13 protein-coding genes are annotated in these 22388 nt (G+C 42.4%); 1 reads left to right on the top strand and 12 read right to left on the bottom strand.

The features are described from left to right. Positions 1–101: 101 nt before the first annotated feature. From AAHJ11_RS11460 to AAHJ11_RS11405, 12 genes are all read right to left on the bottom strand, one after another. Positions 102–2393 carry a GH92 family glycosyl hydrolase gene (locus AAHJ11_RS11460; RefSeq protein ID WP_234132636.1) on the bottom strand — a complete coding sequence of 764 codons (2292 nt, stop codon included), beginning with the start codon at positions 2391–2393 and terminating at the stop codon, positions 102–104. Positions 2394–2405: 12 nt separating this feature from the next. Next, the gene (locus AAHJ11_RS11455) at positions 2406–4883 is read right to left on the bottom strand and encodes a glutaminase domain-containing protein (protein ID WP_148364104.1); all 2478 of its coding nucleotides are present in this window, start codon (positions 4881–4883) and stop codon (positions 2406–2408) included. 31 nt (positions 4884–4914) lie between these two features. Next, positions 4915–7086 carry a hypothetical protein gene (locus AAHJ11_RS11450; RefSeq protein WP_320974439.1) on the bottom strand — a complete coding sequence of 724 codons (2172 nt, stop codon included), beginning with the start codon at positions 7084–7086 and terminating at the stop codon, positions 4915–4917. A 28-nt stretch (positions 7087–7114) separates the two neighbouring features. Further along, positions 7115–8374 carry a glycoside hydrolase family 76 protein gene (locus AAHJ11_RS11445; protein WP_195648861.1) on the bottom strand — a complete coding sequence of 420 codons (1260 nt, stop codon included), beginning with the start codon at positions 8372–8374 and terminating at the stop codon, positions 7115–7117. A 231-nt stretch (positions 8375–8605) separates the two neighbouring features. Beyond that, positions 8606–10072 carry a DUF4972 domain-containing protein gene (locus AAHJ11_RS11440; RefSeq protein WP_320974440.1) on the bottom strand — a complete coding sequence of 489 codons (1467 nt, stop codon included), beginning with the start codon at positions 10070–10072 and terminating at the stop codon, positions 8606–8608. A 22-nt stretch (positions 10073–10094) separates the two neighbouring features. Continuing rightward, positions 10095–11237: a DUF4972 domain-containing protein gene (locus tag AAHJ11_RS11435; protein WP_148364108.1), complete on the bottom strand. Its 1143-nt coding sequence runs from the start codon at positions 11235–11237 to the stop codon at positions 10095–10097. 25 nt (positions 11238–11262) lie between these two features. Beyond that, entirely contained in the window at positions 11263–12585 is a 1323-nt protein-coding gene (locus AAHJ11_RS11430; RefSeq protein ID WP_195648863.1) for a glycoside hydrolase family 76 protein, read from the bottom strand. A 23-nt stretch (positions 12586–12608) separates the two neighbouring features. After that, positions 12609–14528 carry a RagB/SusD family nutrient uptake outer membrane protein gene (locus AAHJ11_RS11425; protein ID WP_195648864.1) on the bottom strand — a complete coding sequence of 640 codons (1920 nt, stop codon included), beginning with the start codon at positions 14526–14528 and terminating at the stop codon, positions 12609–12611. Positions 14529–14539: 11 nt separating this feature from the next. Next, the gene (locus AAHJ11_RS11420) at positions 14540–17971 is read right to left on the bottom strand and encodes a TonB-dependent receptor (RefSeq protein ID WP_320974442.1); all 3432 of its coding nucleotides are present in this window, start codon (positions 17969–17971) and stop codon (positions 14540–14542) included. Between the two features lie 158 nt (positions 17972–18129). Then, positions 18130–19332, bottom strand: coding sequence for a FecR family protein (locus tag AAHJ11_RS11415; protein ID WP_148364112.1), 1203 nt, complete (start codon positions 19330–19332; stop codon positions 18130–18132). Positions 19333–19444: 112 nt separating this feature from the next. Further along, complete coding sequence (locus tag AAHJ11_RS11410) at positions 19445–20017, bottom strand: RNA polymerase sigma factor (RefSeq protein WP_148364113.1); 573 nt, start codon at positions 20015–20017, stop codon at positions 19445–19447. A gap of 105 nt (positions 20018–20122) precedes the next feature. Continuing rightward, positions 20123–21112 carry a glycoside hydrolase family 43 protein gene (locus AAHJ11_RS11405; RefSeq protein WP_297284764.1) on the bottom strand — a complete coding sequence of 330 codons (990 nt, stop codon included), beginning with the start codon at positions 21110–21112 and terminating at the stop codon, positions 20123–20125. 165 nt (positions 21113–21277) lie between these two features. Between AAHJ11_RS11405 and AAHJ11_RS11400 the strand changes: the two genes are divergently transcribed. Continuing rightward, positions 21278–22387, top strand: coding sequence for a family 43 glycosylhydrolase (locus AAHJ11_RS11400; RefSeq protein ID WP_167511709.1), 1110 nt, complete (start codon positions 21278–21280; stop codon positions 22385–22387). Position 22388 lies beyond the last annotated feature (1 nt).

Below are 22388 nucleotides of genomic sequence, written 5' to 3'. Positions count from 1 at the left end.
ATGCATTTCCGTCATACGGTTGGAAGCTTGCAGCTGGCCACCGCAGAGAAGCATACCCGCCAGCATACCTGCACTGATATATTTGATTTGTTTTTTCATGATTACTTCTTCTTTTTGAATTCATTAGAGAAAGAGTAAGGGAAATCGCTTTCTTTCGTACCACGTTGCTGATTGGGTTTGGCATCCATCTTGAAAGAAATGGTGGCGCCATTCATCAGATCCTGATGGGTCAGGTAGTTTTTGGTATGTTCCTTGCCGTTCAGTGTCATTGATGAAATGTAACGCTTGTCGTCTCCGTTATTCGGGGCGGAGATGGTTACTGTCTTTCCGTTTTCCAGATGCAGTTTCATCTCTTTGAAGTAAGGAGTACCCAGGACATACTCATCCGTACCGGGGCATACCGGATAGAATCCCATTGCCGAGAATACATACCAGGCAGAAGTCTGGCCGTTGTCCTCATCACCGCAATAACCGTCGGGAGCAGGGGTATAAAGTTTGTCCATCACTTCACGAATCCAGTGCTGCGCTTTCCAGGGTTGGCCGGAATAGTTGTACATATAAAGCATATGCTGGATCGGCTGGTTGCCATGTGCATAGTTGCCCATGTTCATAATCTGCATTTCACGGATTTCATGGATAACGGCTCTGTAATAGCTCTCATCGAATATCGGAGGCAGAATAAATACGGAATCCATCATCTGGTTGAAGCCGTCTTTACCACCCATCAGGTCGATCAGACCTTGAGGATCGTGGAATACCGACCAGGTGTAATGCCAGCTGTTACCTTCTGTGAAAGCATCTCCCCATTTCAACGGGTTGAACGGAGACTGGAAGGTGCCGTCTTCATTCTTGCCACGCATCAGTTTGTGTTCGGGGTCATACAGATTCTTATAGTTCATCGCTCTCTTTGCGAAAATTTCAATCTCTTTTTTCGGTTTCTTCAAGGCTTTGCCGAGTTGGTAGATACACCAGTCATCATAAGCATACTCCAGTGTGCGGGCTGCATTCTCGTTAATACCTACATTATAAGGTACGTAGCCCAACTTGTTATAATATTCATATCCCAGGCGTCCGGTAGAACCCACTTTCGGATGCACAGCATTCGCTCCGTGTTTCACGGCTTCCCACAACGTCTCAATATCGTATCCTTTCAATCCTTTCAGGTAAGCGTCGGCAACTATGGAAGCAGAGTTGTTTCCAACCATACAACCTCTATGACCGGGGCTCGCCCATTCCGGCAGGAATCCGCTTTCCTTGTAGGTGTTCACCAATCCTTCCTGCATCTTTGTATTCATGGATGGATACATCAGGTTGAGGAATGGGAAAAGACAACGGAATGTATCCCAGAAGCCGGTGTCGGTAAACATATAGCCCGGAAGTACTTCACCGTTATAAGGGCTGTAGTGCATAACGTCTCCTTTGGCATCTATTTCATAGAAGCTTCTAGGGAACAATACCGAACGATACAGGCAGGAGTAGAATGTACGCAAATGGTCGATATCATCGTCTTTCACTTCGATACGTCCCAGAACGTCGTTCCATACCTTGCGGCCTTTCGCAGCAATCTGTTCAATGTTGTCCGTACCCAGCTCTTTCAGGTTCAGTTCAGCCTGTTCGGGGCTGATGAAAGAAGAAGCTACACGCACATTCACCTGTTCGCCCTTGCGGGTTTTGAAACCGATCAGTGCACCGGCATGATTGTCTGTCGCTTCCAGTTTGTTGGTGTCAATCACACCACTGGCTACGGCAGCCGTATAAGTAAACGGTTTGTCGAATACCAGTACAAAGTAGTTTTTAAAGTTGGCAGGAACACCACCGCTGTTTTTAGTAGTATAGCCGATAATCTTGTTCTCCGAAGGGATCACTTTCACAAACGAGCCTTTATCGAAGGCGTCTACCACTACATAAGAGTGGTCGTTTTCGGGAAAAGTGAAACGGAAAGCGGCGGCTCTCTCTGTCGGAGCAATCTCCGTCACTACATCATGATCGGCAAGATATACCTTATAGTAATAAGGGGTAGCCGTTTCAGCTTTGTGAGAGAACCAACTGGCACGCTGGTCCTGATTGAATACTGCTTCACCGGTGACCGGCATGATAGCAAATTGACCGTAATCATTGATCCAGGGACTTGGCTGATGGGTTTGTTTGAATCCCCTGATCTTGTCAGCGTCATACGTATAGGCCCATCCATCGCCCATTTTACCAGTCTGCGGAACCCAAAAGTTCATTCCCCAGGGTAACGCAATGGCGGGGTAAGTATTTCCGGTAGATAGTGCGTGCTTTGACTGCGTACCAACCAGCGGACTAACATAGTCCACTGGGCCGGTAATTGTTTTTGCAGTCATACTCCATGCACTAAGTAACGTAAAAGCGAATAGAGCTAGTTTCTTCATGGTATTCTTGTTTTATTTAATCAGTTTTCCTTCAAGCATCTTGATAAAATATCCACCTACAACGGAACGTGCCTGGAAGCCTCTCTGATTCGGTTCATCTGTAAATACCCAGTCGGACATCGGAACACGGTTAGGTGTCACGTTCATAAACAGATATACCGGTTCAATAAATTTCTCAAAGGTAGCTTTGTCGTCAGCCAATGTAGCTGTCCACATGATCCAGTCGGTTTTGGTGTATGTTTCACGGTTATCCAATGGAAGACCATATTTATTTTGCTTCGAAAGATAGTAAGCTATTTCCGTTTCTGCAACATTTTTAGGGAAGATTTGCAGATTCAACAGTTTATCCCACACTAAGTTATACTTCTGGCTCCATGTTCCCGGTTTGTCAAATGTCAGACGGTAGTGGTCGCCATCATCCGCCATTTTCACCCATTCGGCAGCCATATCTTTTGCTTTCTGTGTGTATTTCTCGGCTACTTCTTTCTTGCCCAGCATATCTGCCAGATAGCCATATGAAGCAACACCCATGATCGCTTTGATAGAAAGGTTGGCATTGTGTGCGAAGTGACCTGCAAAGTCATCGGTACAAAGTTGGTTGGCCGGATCAAGTCCGTGCTCTGCCAGATAATCCGTCCAAGTAGTCAGTGTTTCCCAATGTTTCTGTGCATATTCTGCATTGCCTTCCACCTTTGCAATAGCAGCAGCCAGCACTACCATATTACCCGATTCTTCTACCGGCATATCACCGCCATAAGTCTGGCCGTTAGCTAATGGATAAGTACCTACATCATGTGCCGCAAACGGTTTCTCCCATTTTCCGCTTTCGCTATAATAGAAAATATGGTTCATGGTAGCTTTCACCAGTTCCGGGTTATAGTACAAAAGCAGCGGAGCTCCCGGATAAGTCAGGTCGACTGTTCCGATAGAACCATTACTGAAGTTTTCTTTAGAAAGGAATACCAGGTCACCGTTCGGAGCTTCTACCAATTTATGAGCAGCCAATGCCTGACGATAAGCCAATGCACAAAGTTCGGCATATTTACGTCCACCGGCTGCAATCGCTTCTTCCATCATTTTCTTGTCGAAAGCGGCACAGTTCTTCATCTGTGTCTTATATTCTTTCTCTGCTTTCTGGAATTGGGATACAATCGTTTCATTGCCCTGACGGTTCCAGTAAGGACGCAGGTTATCGCCAAAGTATTGGATAGAATAAATATCATCGTATCCGATCAATAGATGACCATCCGCTTTTTGTGTTTCGCCTAATGAACGTACCAAAGCCAATTTATCATAACCATTCGTGGTAGGAGCTTCCAGTTTATTTGCTACAAAGTTTTTACGCAGTTCTCTGCCGTCACCGATTGCAGATGTGCTGTTTTCTTTTTCAGCAGCCAGATAGAAATGTCCCCAATCGATACGTACATCATCACCTTTCTTCTTCAGGATTTCCTGATTACGGCTTCCGGTACGAAGGAATAACAAGTCGCCGTCAGTAAAACTGTCGGCTACAGATTCCTGGTGAGGTTGGTCGATTGCCCATTGCGGAGATACTTCGAAATACAATTCAACCTGATGTTTCTTGCCGTCATTGGAAGCTACTTCATAAGAAATATAATTGACCGGACGTGACAGCAAATCCAGATTATCCATAAACATAGGAGCGGTAAATGTCAGTTTCAAATCTACCGGACCGCAAGTAAAGGTATAATAAGTCTGCATAGGCTGTACGTCTACAGATATTTGTTGTGCTGTTTGATGGAAAGAACGGTAACCGTCCAGTTCTACCAATAATCCGAAATCCAGTAATCCGTTTCCTACACGGTTACGGCAATAGCCGGCAATCAGATTCTCACCCGGTTTCAAAGAAGCTACCACTTCTTCGGGCAGTTTCACTCTCTCGTTCTTTTTACAAGCATTACCAGTATCTACCACTTTGATGCCGTTGATATAGATGATAGCATCATCGTCGTGAGAGAATTCCAGATATACATTCTTTCCTGTCAAGTCTTCCTGAATATCAGCTACCCGACGTACCCAGATAAATTCTTCACCCCATTGGGTCTTGGCTGTATGTTCATTCTCCATGGTTCCGAAAGCAGCTTCGCCTTCTTTCCATGCTTTATCATTAAATCCGGCATTCTGCCATCCGTCAGCAGGCTGTTGAGTGGTATACTTTCCTATCCAGCTACCTTGTTCGGATGTCTTTACCAAAGGACGTAGTTCCAGTTCTTCCGTTCCCATGAAACGGTAAGTTTGTCCGTCTACTTTCGCCACTCCAAGCAAAGGGAAATCCTTACCTGTCCAATGTTTTACGGAGCCATCATACAGATTGTCAGTAGTAGACCAAGCACTAGTGTAAGGGTCAATCGTCACCAGCGGATAGGCCGGAGCACGTAATTCATTTTTCTCGTGCTGCTCTATCTGGGTCTCACAGCTACAAAGTACGGAAGCTGTTCCCAGCAACAGCATCATCAGTTGTTGTTTCATAATTTAAATCACCTGTTTTATTTAATCTATTTTACCATTCTATGGATACATTCACTCCGGCAGGATCGTTCTCGAAACTCAATAAAAGAGTTTTTGAAGATTCATCCCATTGCGGCTGTTCCGTCTTCCCGTTTACCAGAACTTTCCCGGGCTTGCGCGGCAAGAGGATTCTGGATACATTCGTCGTATGTAACGGACTCTTAGCTACAAATGAGTAGCTCTGCTTCCCGACTTTCTCATCGTAAACGCGAGAAGCTCCGCAAAGCACCTTCGCTTTCACCTTACCGGGCACTTTACTCAAGTCATACAAATATCCTTGTTCACCGGGATTAATCTGTTTCATGGTCAGTATCGGCAGGTCTTTGTCGAATAAATCGATATACAGTCCCGACAGTTTCAAAGGCTCTTTAGAGGAACTTTCATCCATTACTGCCGCGATTGTATAAGGTCCCCGTTCCACCACAAAATTATTTTTGATTTCTATCTTTTTACCTGTTTTGTCCAGATAAGCGGATGCAATCGTTTCAAAGTATTTGCGGTCGTTGCCGTTCTTCAATACAAAATGTTTCGGATCTTCGCGTATGACAATCACAGTACCTTTCCCGGAACGATATGTTCCATCACCGGGAGTGCGGGACAAGCCCATTGTCTCAAACAAATGTTCCGAAGGGGCTTTGTAGGCGTTTCCTTCTGTATTCCACCATTCCAAAACGGTTTGATAGGGATCGACATCTTCTCCGCAATACACCAGTGTACCTCCCTTTTTAACCCAGTCTGCCAGATAGTTATGGTATTCCGGCTTCATCGGTTTCATGTTCGAGTAGGACATTACGAGTACCTGAAGTCCTTTGAAAGTTTCTTGGAACGGAGTATTCTCCATGTGTACCAGTTCCACCGGGATTCCTCTTTTTAATAATGGCAAAGTTTGGCCATAGAAGCTGGAGAATTGCGGATCGTCATATCCGTTATGATCCGGAAAACGCTGGAACATCAACGAATTTGCCATTAATACCCCAATGCCGTGTGTACCGTTGATCTGCTTGTCAGAGGTGCGAATGTCATTCAATGTATTAATCATCACCTGCATTTGCGTGGAGTATGAGCGTGGAATGCGTTCTTTCTGATCGGTTCCGGCTATCCGGTATAATCCCTGATAAATACGGTCCGGCCATGGCATCACTTCATAAGTATCTACCATCGGGTACATTAGCTGTGCGGCAAAAGTGGCCTGATAATTTATCTTATAATCCAGCCAGTCTTTGGCACGGTCTTCAATCGGATCGGTCAGGAAATACATTTTGCGATTCAAAGGATCGGTCATGGATTTCATGCAGCCATATTCGAGAAAGGCATTCTCAAATACACGCTCTTTCTTTACACCGTTATAGAAGTTCGGTTCACGGGCAGTACCCGTCCATACCTGTGCTATGTAGCCGTCTACACAATCCAATGAAGCCAGACTGGCTTCCGGGCTTACAATTTGCCAGGAAGTGTAGTTAATCAAAGAATGAGTAGGCACATAACATTTCACATCCAGCCCTTTCGATTTACCGTATTCTTTGGCATAAGTAAATATCTTATCCAGTGCATAATAGTAGAGGTGATATTTCAACTTATTGGAAAGGTAGGTGTTCTCGGGAGATTCATGTTGAGGTCTCCAGGGGAAATTATAATATTTCTGCCATTCTGACTTGAAGGCTTCGCTATATCCGCCACGCATCCAGAATTCAGGTTCCTCCAAATAGATAGAAGTAATTCCGGCATCAATCACCCGCTTTATCTGCGTTTCCTGCATATAACGGATAAAACTTTCGGTAGGCACAATGTAGGGTATCAAGTGTCCGTGGGCTATCTCGTTTCCGTTACGATCCCGTTGACCTTCTTTCAGGTGACCGTCTATTCCATCCCATTTGCCGAGAAAATAGTCTTTATAGTCTCCCCATGCCACTCCGGTCATAAATTGTGTCTGATATCCCTTGTCTCTCCACGACTGGACACGTTGTTCAAAAGAAACACCCTTTTTATCAAGTGTACCATATACCATCGTGGCATCGGCACGCACATCTGTTTCCGGTTTCCAGGGTTCGGCTGTTTGAAAAGTTGTTTTTGCTTCCTTGCCGTTAGTCGTTTGAGTTTGAGCAAAGGAGGCATTATTACCGCTTAATAAAAGGCTGAATACAATCAGTAGTTGTTTATTATTCATTTTCACGTGGTTCTGTGTCGTTTTCTATTTACTTCTTAGCCGGAAATAAAAGCATCAATGCCGGTATACCGGAAGCTGAATAACTGTCGATTTCCGCACCTGCCGGCAACTTCTTATGATATTCGCCTCCACACACATTCCGCGTCTCATCTCTGTTTGCCCAACCTGTTTTGATGGTACGTTTCAGGAACGGAAGATATTGGGTTTGTCCGCAATCATATACTAACCATGCCATGTATTCTGCAAAGATAGCAGTATAGATACCCTGTTCAATACCACCTTCGAAAGGTAGCACTTTATGTTCCGCAGACATATCTTTCACTGTATAGTCTGCTGCCAAAATTGCATTGTCCAGATAACGTTTCTCTCCGGTCGCCTTATAAAGCAGTATGGATGCACCGATAAAGGTTGCCTGATTGTAGACATGTGACTTCCACGCGGGATTGCCATTTCCATGACGGCTATCAGCTATCTTTCCCGTTTCTTTATCCAGCAGATTTTCCACTCCCCATTCGTAGATTTCTTTGCCTTTGGCAAGATATTGAGCCTTCGTCTGATAAGACGGACGTTTGTCGGTCGATTCTTTTCTATTTTCAGGCACATTATTGTAGAGCGTCAATGCCGCTACCACTGTCGGGAAGTTGATACATGCCATCTTTCCATCACCGAATTTATTCGGTTTCGGATTCCGAATGGGTTGCCATTGCCAGAACATACCTCCGTTTTCTTTGTCATACGAACCGGTATCACCCACCTTTTCCGAGCCATACCACACACGTTTGAAACTGGCTTCCGAGAGTTTCAGGTATTCATTCACTCCAAAAAGCTCGTATGCGCGCGCCAGACTAATAGTCCACCACATGATGTCATCGTAGATGAACCAGCCGGTGTTTTCGTTGTTATCATCAAAATCAAACTGGCAATATTGTGCTTTGTTTCCTGCGAAAATTTTCTCGCAAAGAGTTTTATACTCACGAGTCTTTTTTTTGTCTTTCTGTGCCTTTGCCAGTTTATAGGCATTCATCGCCATGTCCCAATAAATAGGCTGACACCAAATAGCCGCCGCTCCATTACCGCGGTCAACGGCGCTTGGATAGGAGGAATTTGTTTTATAAATATATTTATTAGAGTCTAGTAGGGTATTGTTAAATCCTTCGTAAGCTGCCCATACATCTTCGTTAGTATATGCGTGCTTCTTCTGGTTTGCTTTTCCTAAATTGCCGACTGCCCATATAGTAGTTGATGCTCCCATTAGCAGCGTCAGAGCCAAAAGAATTTTGCCTTTCATGATAGTTTATAAGTTTATAGTATTTTTCCTGTTACAAAGATTGCAGAAATAGCTGAAAAAAAACAATAATATTTATTCAATAAAGAACAAATACAGACCAAAACGCTTTTCTGCAATAAAAATATAGGATTAATAAAAGGGTATTGGAGAATAATTTCCCCTCATTCTGCCTTACGACAGAGATAAGGGGAATATTTAATCTACCTATTGAAAACTCATCCTGGTAAACAATTATTTGTTATCTGAAATAGTTGTAGATTCAACCCATTGCCAGTTATCACCAACTAATGTTGCTGTATGACCTTTCACACCTTTTATTGTTTCGGTAGCACTTTGAGTAGGCTGATCGCCTTTCACTTCAAAATCCCAAGCATCTACCAAATCCGCATTATCAGCATTTACACCTTCTTCATTTCCCATATAAGAAGCATATACTTGATTTTCTGTCCGGTTTGTTTTCCAGATGCGTATCTTCTTTATGTAACCGGAGAACCATTCATTACGATTTCCATTATTGTCCATCATACAGAATCCGGTCATGTGAATCTGATTAGCTATGGATTGTTTATTGATATATGTTCTCCAGGGTTCACCCACACGGATGGGATCTCCTTGTCTCGTACCGTCAATCATGGAATAACATTTCACATCTGTCGGAGTGTCAAATCCCGGCAACCCTTTATCTCTGAACAGGAATGCATAATGTGTCCAACGATCTTTAGTCCAGTTGTCCGATTTCTTCCATCCCGGCTCCCACTCTTGAGGATTTGTATGATTATCATCTTCCCAATGGGCAACCATTGTTCTCAACAGCCCTTTTGTGCGATCCTGTGCACGCCATCCGCTCCAATAAGGATCGTTCGTCATCGTAGAAAGGAAAGTACAGTTATCTTCCCCCTGTTTATTACAGTATTCTTTGATATTCACCCAAAGTTCTATCGTGAATGCCTGATTATCATCCTCTCCAAACTTTACATAATCCTCACTATAACCAAAGTCTATATATGAACCGGCATTTCCGTCTACAAACAGATTCCAGGTAATCTGGCTGTTATCCGGCCATGCAGAATCTTCTACTTCTTCCACTTTCTTATCGGCAGCGGCAATAGCCTCATCATAAATTTCCTTCGTCATATCTGTAATGGAACCGGATTTGATTCTTTCAGCCAGACTTTCCAAGTCTTTAGCAGCACTCTCCAAAACTGATTTATTATCAACCGGATATTGTCCTTGATGATTTCCCCACTTCGTTTCATCATTAACGATTGCAAGTATTTCATCCGCTTTAGCCAGCAAATTATTAATATATTGTTGTGCTTCCGGAGACAGATTATAATATTTTGAATTCTTAAACTCATCAATAGCCTTATTTACCTTTGCTACAGCAGCTTCCAGAGTTGTTTCATCCAGTTCTTCGCCACCTTCTACCCGCTTTATCAGGGCATCCAACTCGGCAATGGCAGCATTCAATATATCCTTTCCGGCTTCGGGATAGGTGCCGGGAGCAGTTCCATAGGTTGAATTTTTCAATAAATAGTTCAATGATGTACGGTTCCCTTGCAGGATACTCAATTGTGTATCTGTTATATACTCGTCTTCAATATCATCACAAGCGGTAAATATCCCTGCCAGACAAGAAATCAGGAGGAAAGAGAGGAGCATTGCTCCCTCTCTCCATTTATTAGTTAAACATTTCATGTTTTTCATCGTTTTTACATTATTATTCAACAATACGTTGCCACTCGTAAGTACCGATAATCTTAGCAGTATGACGACCTGTCAGGTCTATTACTTCATTACCCGAACCGGAAGGTTTGGTGGTGAAATCCCATGCTGCCGCCAAGTCTTCTTCTTTACCAGTCACTTCAGTCGTCCCATTATAAGAGCTCTGGATATATTCGTTATCCTTTGCACTTTTCCAGATACGGATTTTTTTCATATAACCGGCAAAACCTTCTTCAAACAGATTATCACTGGTACGCATATACCGTCCGAAAGCGGTCATCGGCGTGTTATAGCTGGCATAGTTACTGGAATTATAGAATCTGCTGCCAACATTTCCCTCGGTCGTTTTCACTTCTCCATTCACATACAACTTCGCACGGAATTCCGGACTACCCGGCAAACCTTTATCACTGTACACAAACAGGAAGTGTTGCCATTCTCCATCTTCCGGAGCCTTTAATGACGGTTCACAAATATTTCCTCCCGTTTCGCCCCAAGTTGCACGATAAATACCACCGTCTGCATTGCGCCAATACATCATCCAGCCATTGCGCCATCCATCACCGCCCATGTAGGTAGAGAGGAACACATTCTGGTCTTTTCCACCACCTTTGGTTACTTTCACCCAGAACTCAACAGTAAAGGCTTGATTTCCTTCAGTTCCGAAATTCACATATTCTTCGCTACGTCCGAAATCGATGTAAGAACCACCGTCTCCACGTCCATCCACAAACAGTTCAGCCGGCGTAGTTTCAGCATCTTCTGTACGGATCGTGCTTTCAAACTGTTCTATAGCCGCTTCGGCTTCTGCCACATAACGTTGTTTCTCACTTTCTGACGGAGAAGGTTTCTGATATTTGATTAGAAGTACTGCACGATTAGCATCATCTATCGCATCTGTCAGAATAGCCCGGCTTTCGGTGGGATACTGTCCCTTCTTATCTCCGTATTCTGAATTTTGCTGCAAATCGGTCATTTCAGCAATCAATGCATCCAGTTGGTCGATATAGGCATCCTCTATTTCAGGAGCCGCAGTATACTCGTCATGTGTTTCTTCAGAACAAGCCGCCAATTGAAGTGTCAGTATCATGCATAACACATAATACCACATTTTCCAATTTGAATATTTCGTATTCATTATTCTTCTTTTTTATGGGTTACAATTATTTATCTGCCGGAAACAATAACATCAATGCCGGTATTCCGGACGCACTATAGCTGTCGAGAGTAGCACCTTCTATCTGTGCCTTATGGTATTCGCCGCCACATAGATTACGTGTCTGATCGCGATTAGCCCAGCCATAATTAATGTTACGCTTCAAAAATGGTAAGTACTGTGTCTGACCACAATCGTTTACCAGCATAGCCATGTATTCCGCAAAGATAGCGGTATAAATACCCTGTTCCACTCCACTCTCAAACGGCAATAAATCGTAGGTTGCAGACATGGTATTCATCGTATAGTCGGCTCCCAGAACCGCATTATCCAAATAAGTTTTCTCTCCGGTAGCTTTATATAGCAATAACGAAGCTCCGATAAAAGTGGCCTGATTGTACACATGGGCTGACCATGCCGGATTTCCTTCGCCATGCTTACTGTCGGCAACTTCTCCAGTATTGCTGTCCACGAGATTCTTCACAGCCCATTCATAGATTTCCTTTCCTTTTGCCAGATAAGCATCTTTTGTTTCATAATGCGGACGGGTAAAGTTACCGTACTTATTACTCCAGCTTTCCGGATTCGGATCTGCCACACGGTCGGCAGGAACATTGTTGTAGAGAGTCAATGCAGCCACTACAGTCGGAAAGTTGATACAAGCCATCTTGCCGTCGCTGGCTACATTCTCATTCGGATTGCTGATAGGCTGCCATTGCCAAAACATACCTCCACCCAAATTCTTTTCCGGATCTGCATACGAACCCGTATCACCGACCTTTTTCGAGCCATACCACACGCGTGCAAAACTTGCTTCTGCCAGACTGCGATACTCGTCTACTTTAAACAATTCATAAGCACGCGCTAAAGTAATGGTCCACCATTGGATATCATCATAGATAAACCAGCCGGTGTTCTCATTATTATTGTCAAAATCAAAGTTTGCATAATGCGCTTTATTTCCGGCAAACAAATCATCGCACAACTGCTTGTATTTGTTTTCTCTTTCCGTATTCCCTTCCGTTTTTGCACGTTTATAAGCATTCATCGCCATGTCCCAGTAAATAGGTTGGCACCAGATAGCGGCAGCTCCGTTATTGCGGTCTACAGCAGCAGTATAAGCGGTACTTGTTTTATAAATATTCTTATCGGGGTCCAGCAAATAATCATTAAATGCCTCATAGGCAGTCCAGGTATCTGCATTGGTATACTCCGGGACAATCTCATAATCCGGCGTATACGGCTTTGCCTGCTTATCCTCATTGCAAGAGGACATACAAAGGACACCGGACATGAGACAAACTGCAGAGAAAATATATTGTTTCATCATAATTTCTATTTTATAATCAGTATTTAGAATCCTGTATTCTGAACCAAGTTCTTATCAATATCAATCTCACCCTGTGGTATCGGGAAGAAATACTGACGGTCAAAAATACGTTTTACAATCTCCGTACGTTTAAAGAATTCATTTCCGTCATAATTGACATTCATTCCATGAATTGCCTTGTTGAAATATTCATTTACCAATCCCCAGCGGCGTACGTCAAAATAACGGCAGTTTTCGAAACTCAATTCGATGCGTTTCTCCTTGCGGATCAACTCCATGACTTCATCCGTTGTAGTCGGTTTAGGCAGATTGACTGTCTCACCGTATCCCGGAATACCTGCACGCTTACGGATCATGTTCATATAAGTCCAGATATCTTCATGAGTCGGGCTGACATGTGCCAGCGCTTCGATATAGTCAAAATAAATATTAGTCAGACGTAAGAGCACACAAACCAAATTCTGGTTACGGTCGCCGGAATCCATTCCTTTGCGCACCAAATAACCTGTGCTCGTATAGTCATTGCTACCTTGTTCTTTACCACAACTTCCACTATAAGTAAAATCTACTACATAACCGCCTTCTGTTCCCTCAAACCATTTTGAATTGCTAAAGGTAATGTCGGCATAGAAACGAGGTTCACGATTGACATACATCATTCTGGTTCCTACCGGTGCATATAATGTACCGTCTGTTCCTTTGTATTCTGTTGTAGAGACTCCCTCTTCTACATAATCAGATTTTTCGTTGATAATCGGAGTGACTCCGTCAGCACTATAACCGGAAATAGGAGATTCTCCGTTTGACATGAAATAGGCATCTACCATTTCCTGTGTTGCCCCCAACAAGCTACCACCTCTGTAGTCGGTCGTATTACCGGATCTATTCGGCATACGGTCATACTGCATGGTTCCAGCAGCATTATCCAGACGATAGAAAATCATCTCTTTATTGTTACCCATTTCAGAAAACAGGGTTCTCACTGCACGACGATAAGACTCTGTCGGACTGAATCCTTCCGAGTCCGGGCCGGAAACAGAAACACCATCCTTATTGGTATACATCAGATGATAACGGCTACCATAGTTAGAGAAGAATGTGTTACATTCATCAATCACTCTCTGCCAGTTGGCGCGTTTGGTAGCTTCATCCGGTCTGTCGGGAAATAGTTTTGTTCCATCATTATTAGCCAAATCAGAATAATAGGTACTTTCTCCATTAAACAACCAGCTGGCACGATAAGTCAATGCCTCAATGATAAATGCCTGTGCAATCGCTTTGTCAATACGACCATATCCGGACACCTTGTCGGTAGAAGCATCATCCAGCAAACCGTCATTTTGTGCACCTTTCAGTTCTGATACGATAAAATCGAAACACTCATCTACCGTATTACGCGGGAGTTGCAACTCGTCACTTGGAGTATCCATCGCAAAGTCCTTTTCAAGCAAAGGAACCGGGCCATAAGTACGTACTAAATAAAAATAGTAGATAGCCCGTAAAGCTCTTGCTTCTGCTTTCCATTGATTTCTTTCTGTAACAGTCAACGGTGCCTGACCTACATTTTCTGTAAATACTGCAGCTTCATGGATACCAGAGAACCAGCTCTTCCAGCGATACAATACCATCGTTCCTTCGGTAGCATCGATAGAGTTGTTATTTATCAGTTTTCCCTTATTGTCATTTGTCCACTCTGCCTCGTCACTGGAACCTGTCCAAGGACCGGGAGTACGGTACAGACTGGTTTCATGTACCTGACGTTGGTTAAATTCATCCGGTAAGAATGTGTATACGTTCGAAAGATACCGTAAAGCTCCATCTCTGGTTGTAAAAATCTCTTTGAGTGACAAACGGTCATCAGGCACCTGATCAAAATAGTCATTACAAGATGTCGTCAAGAGACACGCCAGCAAACTAACGATTATATAATTATATTTTTTCATTATCTTTTTGTTTAGAATGTGAAATTAATACCAACTGAGTAAGAGGTCGTATTTGGATAAGAAGCACCATTATCGGTATTCAACTCCGGATCCCACAATTTGAAACGACTCAAGGTGAACAGGTTAGTTCCCATTACATATACAGCCGCATTCTTCAGATGAACTTTATTCACCCAAGGTTTCGGCAGGTTATAAGATACCTGCAATGTCTTCAGACGCAGGAAGTTCATGTTACGCACCCACCATGTGCTCTTCTGGAAGTTATTAATATTACTGGTTGTTTCGCTTCCATAAGACAGACGCGGATAAAAGGCATTCTGATCCGGATTTTCCTCTGTCCAACGGTCGCCAATGTTAGAGTAGAGGTTACCGCTACCACCACCGCCGTTAAACGGATTAATACTGCTACCATTCAAAACACGTTCGGCTCCTGCTACACCTTGGAACATCATACCTACCGACAAATCTTTCCAACCTACAGTAAATCCGAAACCATAAACAGTTGTCGGCACATCCCCACGGGAAATGTAAGTCTGGTCGTACGCATCAATCTGACCGTCATTGTTCAAATCCTTGTATTTGATATCTCCCGCCTTTACTGTACCAAACTGTGAAGCAAAAGGTTTGGGAGTGATTGCTTTATTGGCATCCGACAACGATTCCCAACGTGCCATATCATCTATTTCAGCTTGTGTGAACAGTCCTTCGGCCACATATCCTTTAACTCCATTGATGTTACGTCCATACTGGTTCATCCATTCGTATTTCTGTTCCGGCAGTTCTCCCTGAATCCATTTATCCTTATTAAAGGTGATATTACCACGAAGCGCAAGTACCCAGTCTTTATTAATACGCTTGTTATACTCTATCGTTCCATCGAACCCTTTATTTTCTATGATACCAATATTTCCATAAGGAGCAGATGTATTGTATCCCAGGAATGAAGGTATAGAATGCTCACGCTTCAACAGGATGTTTTCACGACGTTCCTTAAACAAGTCGAATACAATAGACAGGTCGTCATTAAACAGTTTAATATCAATACCCAAGTCTTGCTTACGAGATTCTTCCCAAATCAAGTCAACAGCCATATTCACTGTTTCATAACCAGACCATTTGGTACCATTCGGTCCGAATTTATAACCATAATCGCCATTCTCTTTCATCTGGTCCAGATACATAAAACGACGGTCGGAAACTTCACTATTACCTACTTTACCATCCGTATAGCGTATCTTCAGGAAAGAAACAGCTTTTGACAGCGGTTGCCAGAATTTCTCGTTTGAGATAACCCAACCCACACCAAATGCAGGGAAAGTACCGAAACGATGTTTAGGTGAGAAGTTCTCGGCACCGTTATAACCGATGTTGAATTCTGCAAAATAACGGTCTTTCCACGAATAAGTAGCACGACCGGCAATACCCATCATACGATAAGGAATCGCATCTTCCAGTGTACCTTTCGGATACAACAGTTTGGATTGCTGGTTGAACAGAAACAATGCACTGACACGATGATCGTCATTGAACGTCCGGTCATAGTTCAGGGAAGCCTCCAGGTAAGTTTTCTTATTACCACTTGTTTCCTGTTTATAGCTCAACACATTACTTCCTTCATAAATACGTTGCAAAATGGGTTGTCCGTCCATATCGTAAGGAACACTGGTATCCAGGAAGTTATAAGTAGACTCTGCACGGTCCTGATGTACATGTATCTCATTGTACACGTCGAACGCATACATGCCAGTCAATTTCAACCCTTTAGTAAGCATATCCAAATCCTGTGTGATACGTAGATTAGAATAGATCTGATTTTTCGTCAGGTTATCATATCCACGACGGGTAGCTTGTGAATAAGGGTTATTAAAATTGTTGTTAGTTGAAGTTCCCGGCACATAGGCTTCTCCGTTGACAAAGAACATCTTTGGATATTCAACCGGTGAAATTGACATTGCCGCATTATACAAATCAGCAGAAGAGATAGCCGGATAGTTTCCTTCTCCCAAATAACCTTGTGCACCGATCTCCACTTTAGAAGTAGGAGTCACATCAATATTCAGATTAGTGGTAAAGTTATAACGGCTATATTTCATTTTGGAATCATAGGTGTTGATATTCTTATCAGTCACCGTCATACCTGTTTCATTGAAGTAGCTGACTGACGCATAATAAGCAACCTTTTCACTACCACCCCGCACATTTACATTCACACGGCGATTATGTCCCCAATCATTAAAGATTTCCTTCAACCAATCCACGTTCGGATACAAATAAGGATCTTTGCCGGCAATCGTATTACGAATTTGGTCTTCCGTATATTTTGTAGCAATACCGTCATTACGCATTGCCTCGTTAGCTGCATTCATATAAGTGATACCGTCTGCCAAATCAACCATCTTCGTGAAACGGGTAAACGATTCATAATAATCCGCGCTCACTGTCGGTTTCCCCACCTTTCCCGGTTTGGTTTTAATCAGAATCACACCATTAGCGCCTCGCACACCATACACAGCCGTTGCCGATGCATCTTTCAGTGTTGTCAACGATTCAATGTCTTCCGGATCGATGTCGTTGAACGAACGTTCCACTCCATCCACCAATACCAGCGGAGAAGAAGTGTTGGGAGTAGAAATACCACGAATCCAGATATCAGCGGCATCTTTACCCGGTTCTCCCGTACGTTGCACGGCTACAACACCGGCCAAACGACCTGCCAACGTTGTAGTTAAACTGGCAGAAGGTGTTTTAATATCCTCCATCTTCATAGAAGACTGTGCACCGATATTACTTATTTTACGCTGGGTACCATAACCAACAATCACAGTCTCTTCCAACTCGTTCACCTGTTCTTCCAAAGCCACATCGTAAATATTGGTAGAAGCATTCGTCCGTATTTCTGAAGTTTTGAAGCCGATATAAGTAAATTTAAGCACTACGCTTTTTTTGGTTACGAATATCTCATACAAACCATCCATATTGGTAATCGAACCGTTTGCATCTCCATCCACGGTAACGTTCACTCCAATAAGCGGTTCCCCTTTTACATCAGTAACACGTCCGGTTATTTTCCGTTTATTCTGTTGCTGTTCATTAGGAGCCGATGCTTTTCCGGAAATAAAGATTTGTCTGTCAGAGATCCGATAAGTACATGAAGTACCCTCGAAAAGTTCAGAAAGAATTTCTTCTATCTTCTTATTCTTACTGTCGATAGATACCTTACGTTCTAAGTTCACAGCATCATCTAAGTAGAAGAAAACAAATTGACTACTTTTCTCTATCGTTTTAAGCACTTCTCTCAACGTCGAGTTATTAACGCTGACCGAGAGGGTCTTAAATTGAGAATAATTGTTGTAACTTGCGAAAGAGTAGTCTATTCCGAGAAGTAAAAAGCAAAGGAATAGCCCGAGAACCTTACTCTTTCGTTCTCTAATTGCATTTTTCATATTAAACATGTTAAAATTTTCTCATAATATTATTTCTGTATCTAAACATTATTGGGTACACACGTCCCAGTTGGATGATAGCGTGTATCATCCACTTTCTACAAAAATTACCATAAAATTCAGGAATTAGATTTATTCTTTATCTTATTTTTTCATATCTATTTCTTTACGACTCGATACGTCTTATATTGTTCATCATAGGCATAAGAGATTGGTGCAACAAAGGTTAATCCATTAATTACTGTTTCAAAGTTGTCTTTCAAATCGATTTTTCCGGAACATTTTATTTTACTTAGCGCTGGGTCAAATTCTACGTTAATGCCATAATAGGTAGACAGACGTTTCAAAACGATTCCCAAATCAGCACTTTGGAAATAATAGAGTCCATTCACCCATGATATAGCTTCTTCTACATCTACCTGTGTTATATTTTCCTTTCCATCGGCAGAACTGAACATCTGATTAGGAGCCAGAATGGCTTTAGGAGTCCGGTCTGTCTCCACCTGAACACATCCTTGTGCCAGCACTACACTTCTAATTGCTTCCGATTCATACGCAGTTACATTAAATTTAGTACCAAGCACTCTGACATTCATATCTTTGGTCCGCACATAGAAAGGACGATTTTCATCTCTGGCCACTTCTATGTAGATTTCACCATCCACATAGATTTCACGTTTGTCTTGTTCAAACTCCACCGGATAAACCACCCTTGTACCGGCATTCACCCAGACTTTAGATCCATCGGCAAACGTCAATACCGAACGTTTTCCACGTGGAATAACCAATTGGTTATAAGTTGCCGATTTCTCCTTTTGTATACTTTCCTGATTCGTTTTGATTTCTACGGAATCATACGTGATCTCTGTTTCTTTTTCCTTCAAACTCACGACATTATCTTCTGCCAAAATCAACAGTGTTTCTTCCGTCAAAGGCAAATCGGCTTTCGTATTCACAGCAAATGTGGCAATGTCCGGATCCAGAGCCGAAGAATAGTTCTTCAAAAAGAAGAAACATCCCACAAGAATAGCCACACTGGCAGCCGCACTCAATCCTATTAAGAAATAGTTCTTGCGTCTCGCTTTCTCCTTATTTATATTAGTCGCTTGAATACGAATCCATAAATCATCCGTTTCCTGGTTTGAAAGTACCTCACCCTTCTCTTTCGAAAAAACTTCCAAATATCTTTTTGCAGCGATATATTCATCTATATTAGAAGGATTCATCTGTTCAAATTCATCCCAGAACTTCTGTGTTTCTTCCGTAGGATAGTTCATAGAAGAAACAAAGAAATCATTCTGAAGAAATTCTTCAAAAGTATATAGGGAAAAATCTGTATGTTCTTGTTCAGAGTTCATCATTTTCATTGTCTTTACGTATGAATAACAGTTGTACTTTCATTTTATACTCACCTTTTTCGAAGTTTTTTCCACTTTTTTTGATAGGCAGGAAAAATGGGCTGATTATTCTCTCTTATTTTCTCTTAAATAAGTCGCGGATACGTCCCAAAGCCCGTTGAATAGAATTAGAAACAGACTGATTATTCATATCTGTCACCTTACTGATTTCATCGATACTCATCTCTTTGATATACCGATAATAAATAATTTCGCGCTGTCTGTCCGTCAATACAGACATCATAGAATGTACGGTTGTCTGAACTTGTTTTTCCTGTTCATTATTAATATATATAGTTTCCGGAGTGGAAGGAGAGTCGTCAACCGTATCTTCTCTCTCACCTATTTCATCAAACGGGAGAGAATCTGTTGTTTTTTTCAGCGCATTAAAAAGAGTGTTTTTCAACGCCACTGTCAAATAGGCGGCAATATTATCTGTTGGAGCCAACTTTGCACGATTCATGTGAATTTTCACAAACACATCATGTATGCAGTCTTTAATTAATTCTTTATCCGAAGTATATAATAATCCGAATCGAAACAGATCTTGTACTGTTTGATTATATATTTGGGTATACGCACTCGAGTCTCCTTCGAGAAACCTTCTCCACAAAAGGGAATCAGAGAGAGAGTGTATATCCGATTTCATTATAATAAGTATATTGAATTTATAAGGACAAAAATAAAACAATAAATCAAAAAAAGCCCATCTTTATTAAAATATTAATTACCGATGGGCTGAACTTTTCAGATTTTACTTCAATGGGCTGGCTTCTACTCCCTCGAAAGTCATCTTTATGGGTTTTATTTTTCCGTCTTTATCAAAAATCATGCGATCAATACAGGTCACACGAGCGTTTCCATCCGTTTCACCTAATGGATGGCGATGATAAATGATGTACCATTCGTCCGCTCCCGGACCTTTCACTACAGAATGATGGCCGGCACCCGTTCCAATATTGGGATCTCGCTGTAAGATTTTTGCTTCTCTTTTAAAAGGTCCGAATGGTGAGTCGGCAATCGCATAGGCTACGCAATAATCCGGTCCGGTCCAACCGCCTTCCGACCACATAAAATAGTATTTACCGTTACGTTTTAACATGAAAGGTCCCTCTACATATTTTTCGGGAGTTACTTCCTTATAGATGGTACCATCCTCAAACGGTACGATACTCAACAAGTCCGGAGCTAGCTTCACCATATTGCAATGTCCCCAGCCACCATAATACATATAATACTGTCCGTCATCATCTTTGTAAACAAACTGATCGATCGGCTGTGCACCATTTACAAACTTATCAATCAGAGGTTTGCCCAGTGCATCCTTAAATGGTCCGGCAGGATTGTCGGCTACAGCCACACCGATACCTCCCAGCTCGTTATTACTTTGAATATCATTCGCACCGAAGAATATATAATATTTGTCATTCGCATGAATCACAGCAGGTGCCCATAAAGCACGTCTAAACCAACTTATATTCTCTTTCGACAACACTTTCGGGTGTTTTGTCCAGTTCACCAAGTCTTTAGACGAGAAAGCATCCATGAAGGTTTGTTCGTCATAAGGCGCCGAATACGTAGGGTAAATCCAGTATTCATCTCCAAACACAATTCCTTCCGGATCGGCATACCAGCCCGGAAATACAGGATTGCCACTTGTCTTTGGTTGCTGACCGGCCTTTTGCCCAAATACAGACAGGGAACAACAAATAATACAGAAAAGAATAAGATGTTTTAGTTTCATATAATATCAATTTTAAAGTTCGTGCTACAAAGATGAGAAAAAACGAATAGAAAATTCAATAATTATGAACCAATTAAGGATAAATACTAACCAATCTGCAAAAAAAAGATGATTTATCAAGATTTTGTGCTTTCTTTGCAGTGTCATTATAAAATGAAAAATACCATGAAAAGCGGAATCTCATTACTAACTGTACTTTTAGTCATTATTTGTGCATCTTGCCAACCCAAGAAGAAAACAGAGCCGGAAAAGGAAACGATAACAGGAGATACCTATACGAATCCGTTGCGCGAAAAAGGAGCAGAACCATGGGGTGTTTTTCACGAAGGGAAATATTACTACACACAAGGTTCCGAAAGCAGGATCATACTTTGGGAAACGAGTGATATAACAAACTTGGATGACAGTCTTAAAAAACCGGTATGGATACCGACAGACCCTAGTAATTCGCACCATTTATGGGCCCCCGAGCTACATCGGATCAATAATAAATGGTATATCTATTTTGCGGCAGATGACGGTAACATGGACAATCACCAGATTTATGTAATTGAGAACGAGGCTGCCACTCCTACAGAAGGAAAGTTTGTCATGAAAGGCCGAATACCGACTGACAAAGATAACAACTGGGCGATTCATGCAAGCACTTTTGAACATAACGGACAACATTATATGATCTGGTGCGGATGGCAAAAACGAAGAATCGACAGTGAGACACAGTGCATTTACATCGCTTCCATGGAAAATCCATGGACTCTTTCTTCCGATAGAGTCCTGATTTCCAAACCTGAATATGAATGGGAATGTCAATGGGTCAATCCTGATGGCAGTAAAACGGCCTATCCGATTCATGTGAACGAGGCACCTCATTTTTTCCAACCGAAGAATAAAGACAAAGTTTGCATTTTTTATTCTGCCAGTGGTAGCTGGACGCCTTATTATTGTGTAGGATTACTAACAGCAGACGCCAATGCTGACCTGCTGGATCCCGCTTCCTGGAAGAAACATCCGACCCCTGTATTTCAGCAGGAGCCGAAAAACGAAGTTTTTGGTCCCGGCGGCAGTTCTTTCATTCCTTCACCGGATGGAAAAGAATGTTATATGCTTTATCATGCCCGCCAGATTCCCAACGACGCTCCGGGTGCAATGGACTCACGTACTCCCCGCTTACAAAAAATGGAGTGGGACAAAGACGGAATGCCTGTACTGGGTGTTCCGGACAAAGCCGGAACGAAACTCCCCAAACCATCAGGAACAAAAACTGCTGACAAATAAC

Source organism: Bacteroides sp. 90-K9/2, assembly GCF_047310725.1.
Classification (GTDB): Bacteria; Bacteroidota; Bacteroidia; order Bacteroidales; family Bacteroidaceae; genus Bacteroides; species Bacteroides vicugnae.
The sequence above is the reverse complement of the archived record's forward strand: the minus strand, read 5'-3'. Positions and strand labels throughout refer to the sequence as shown.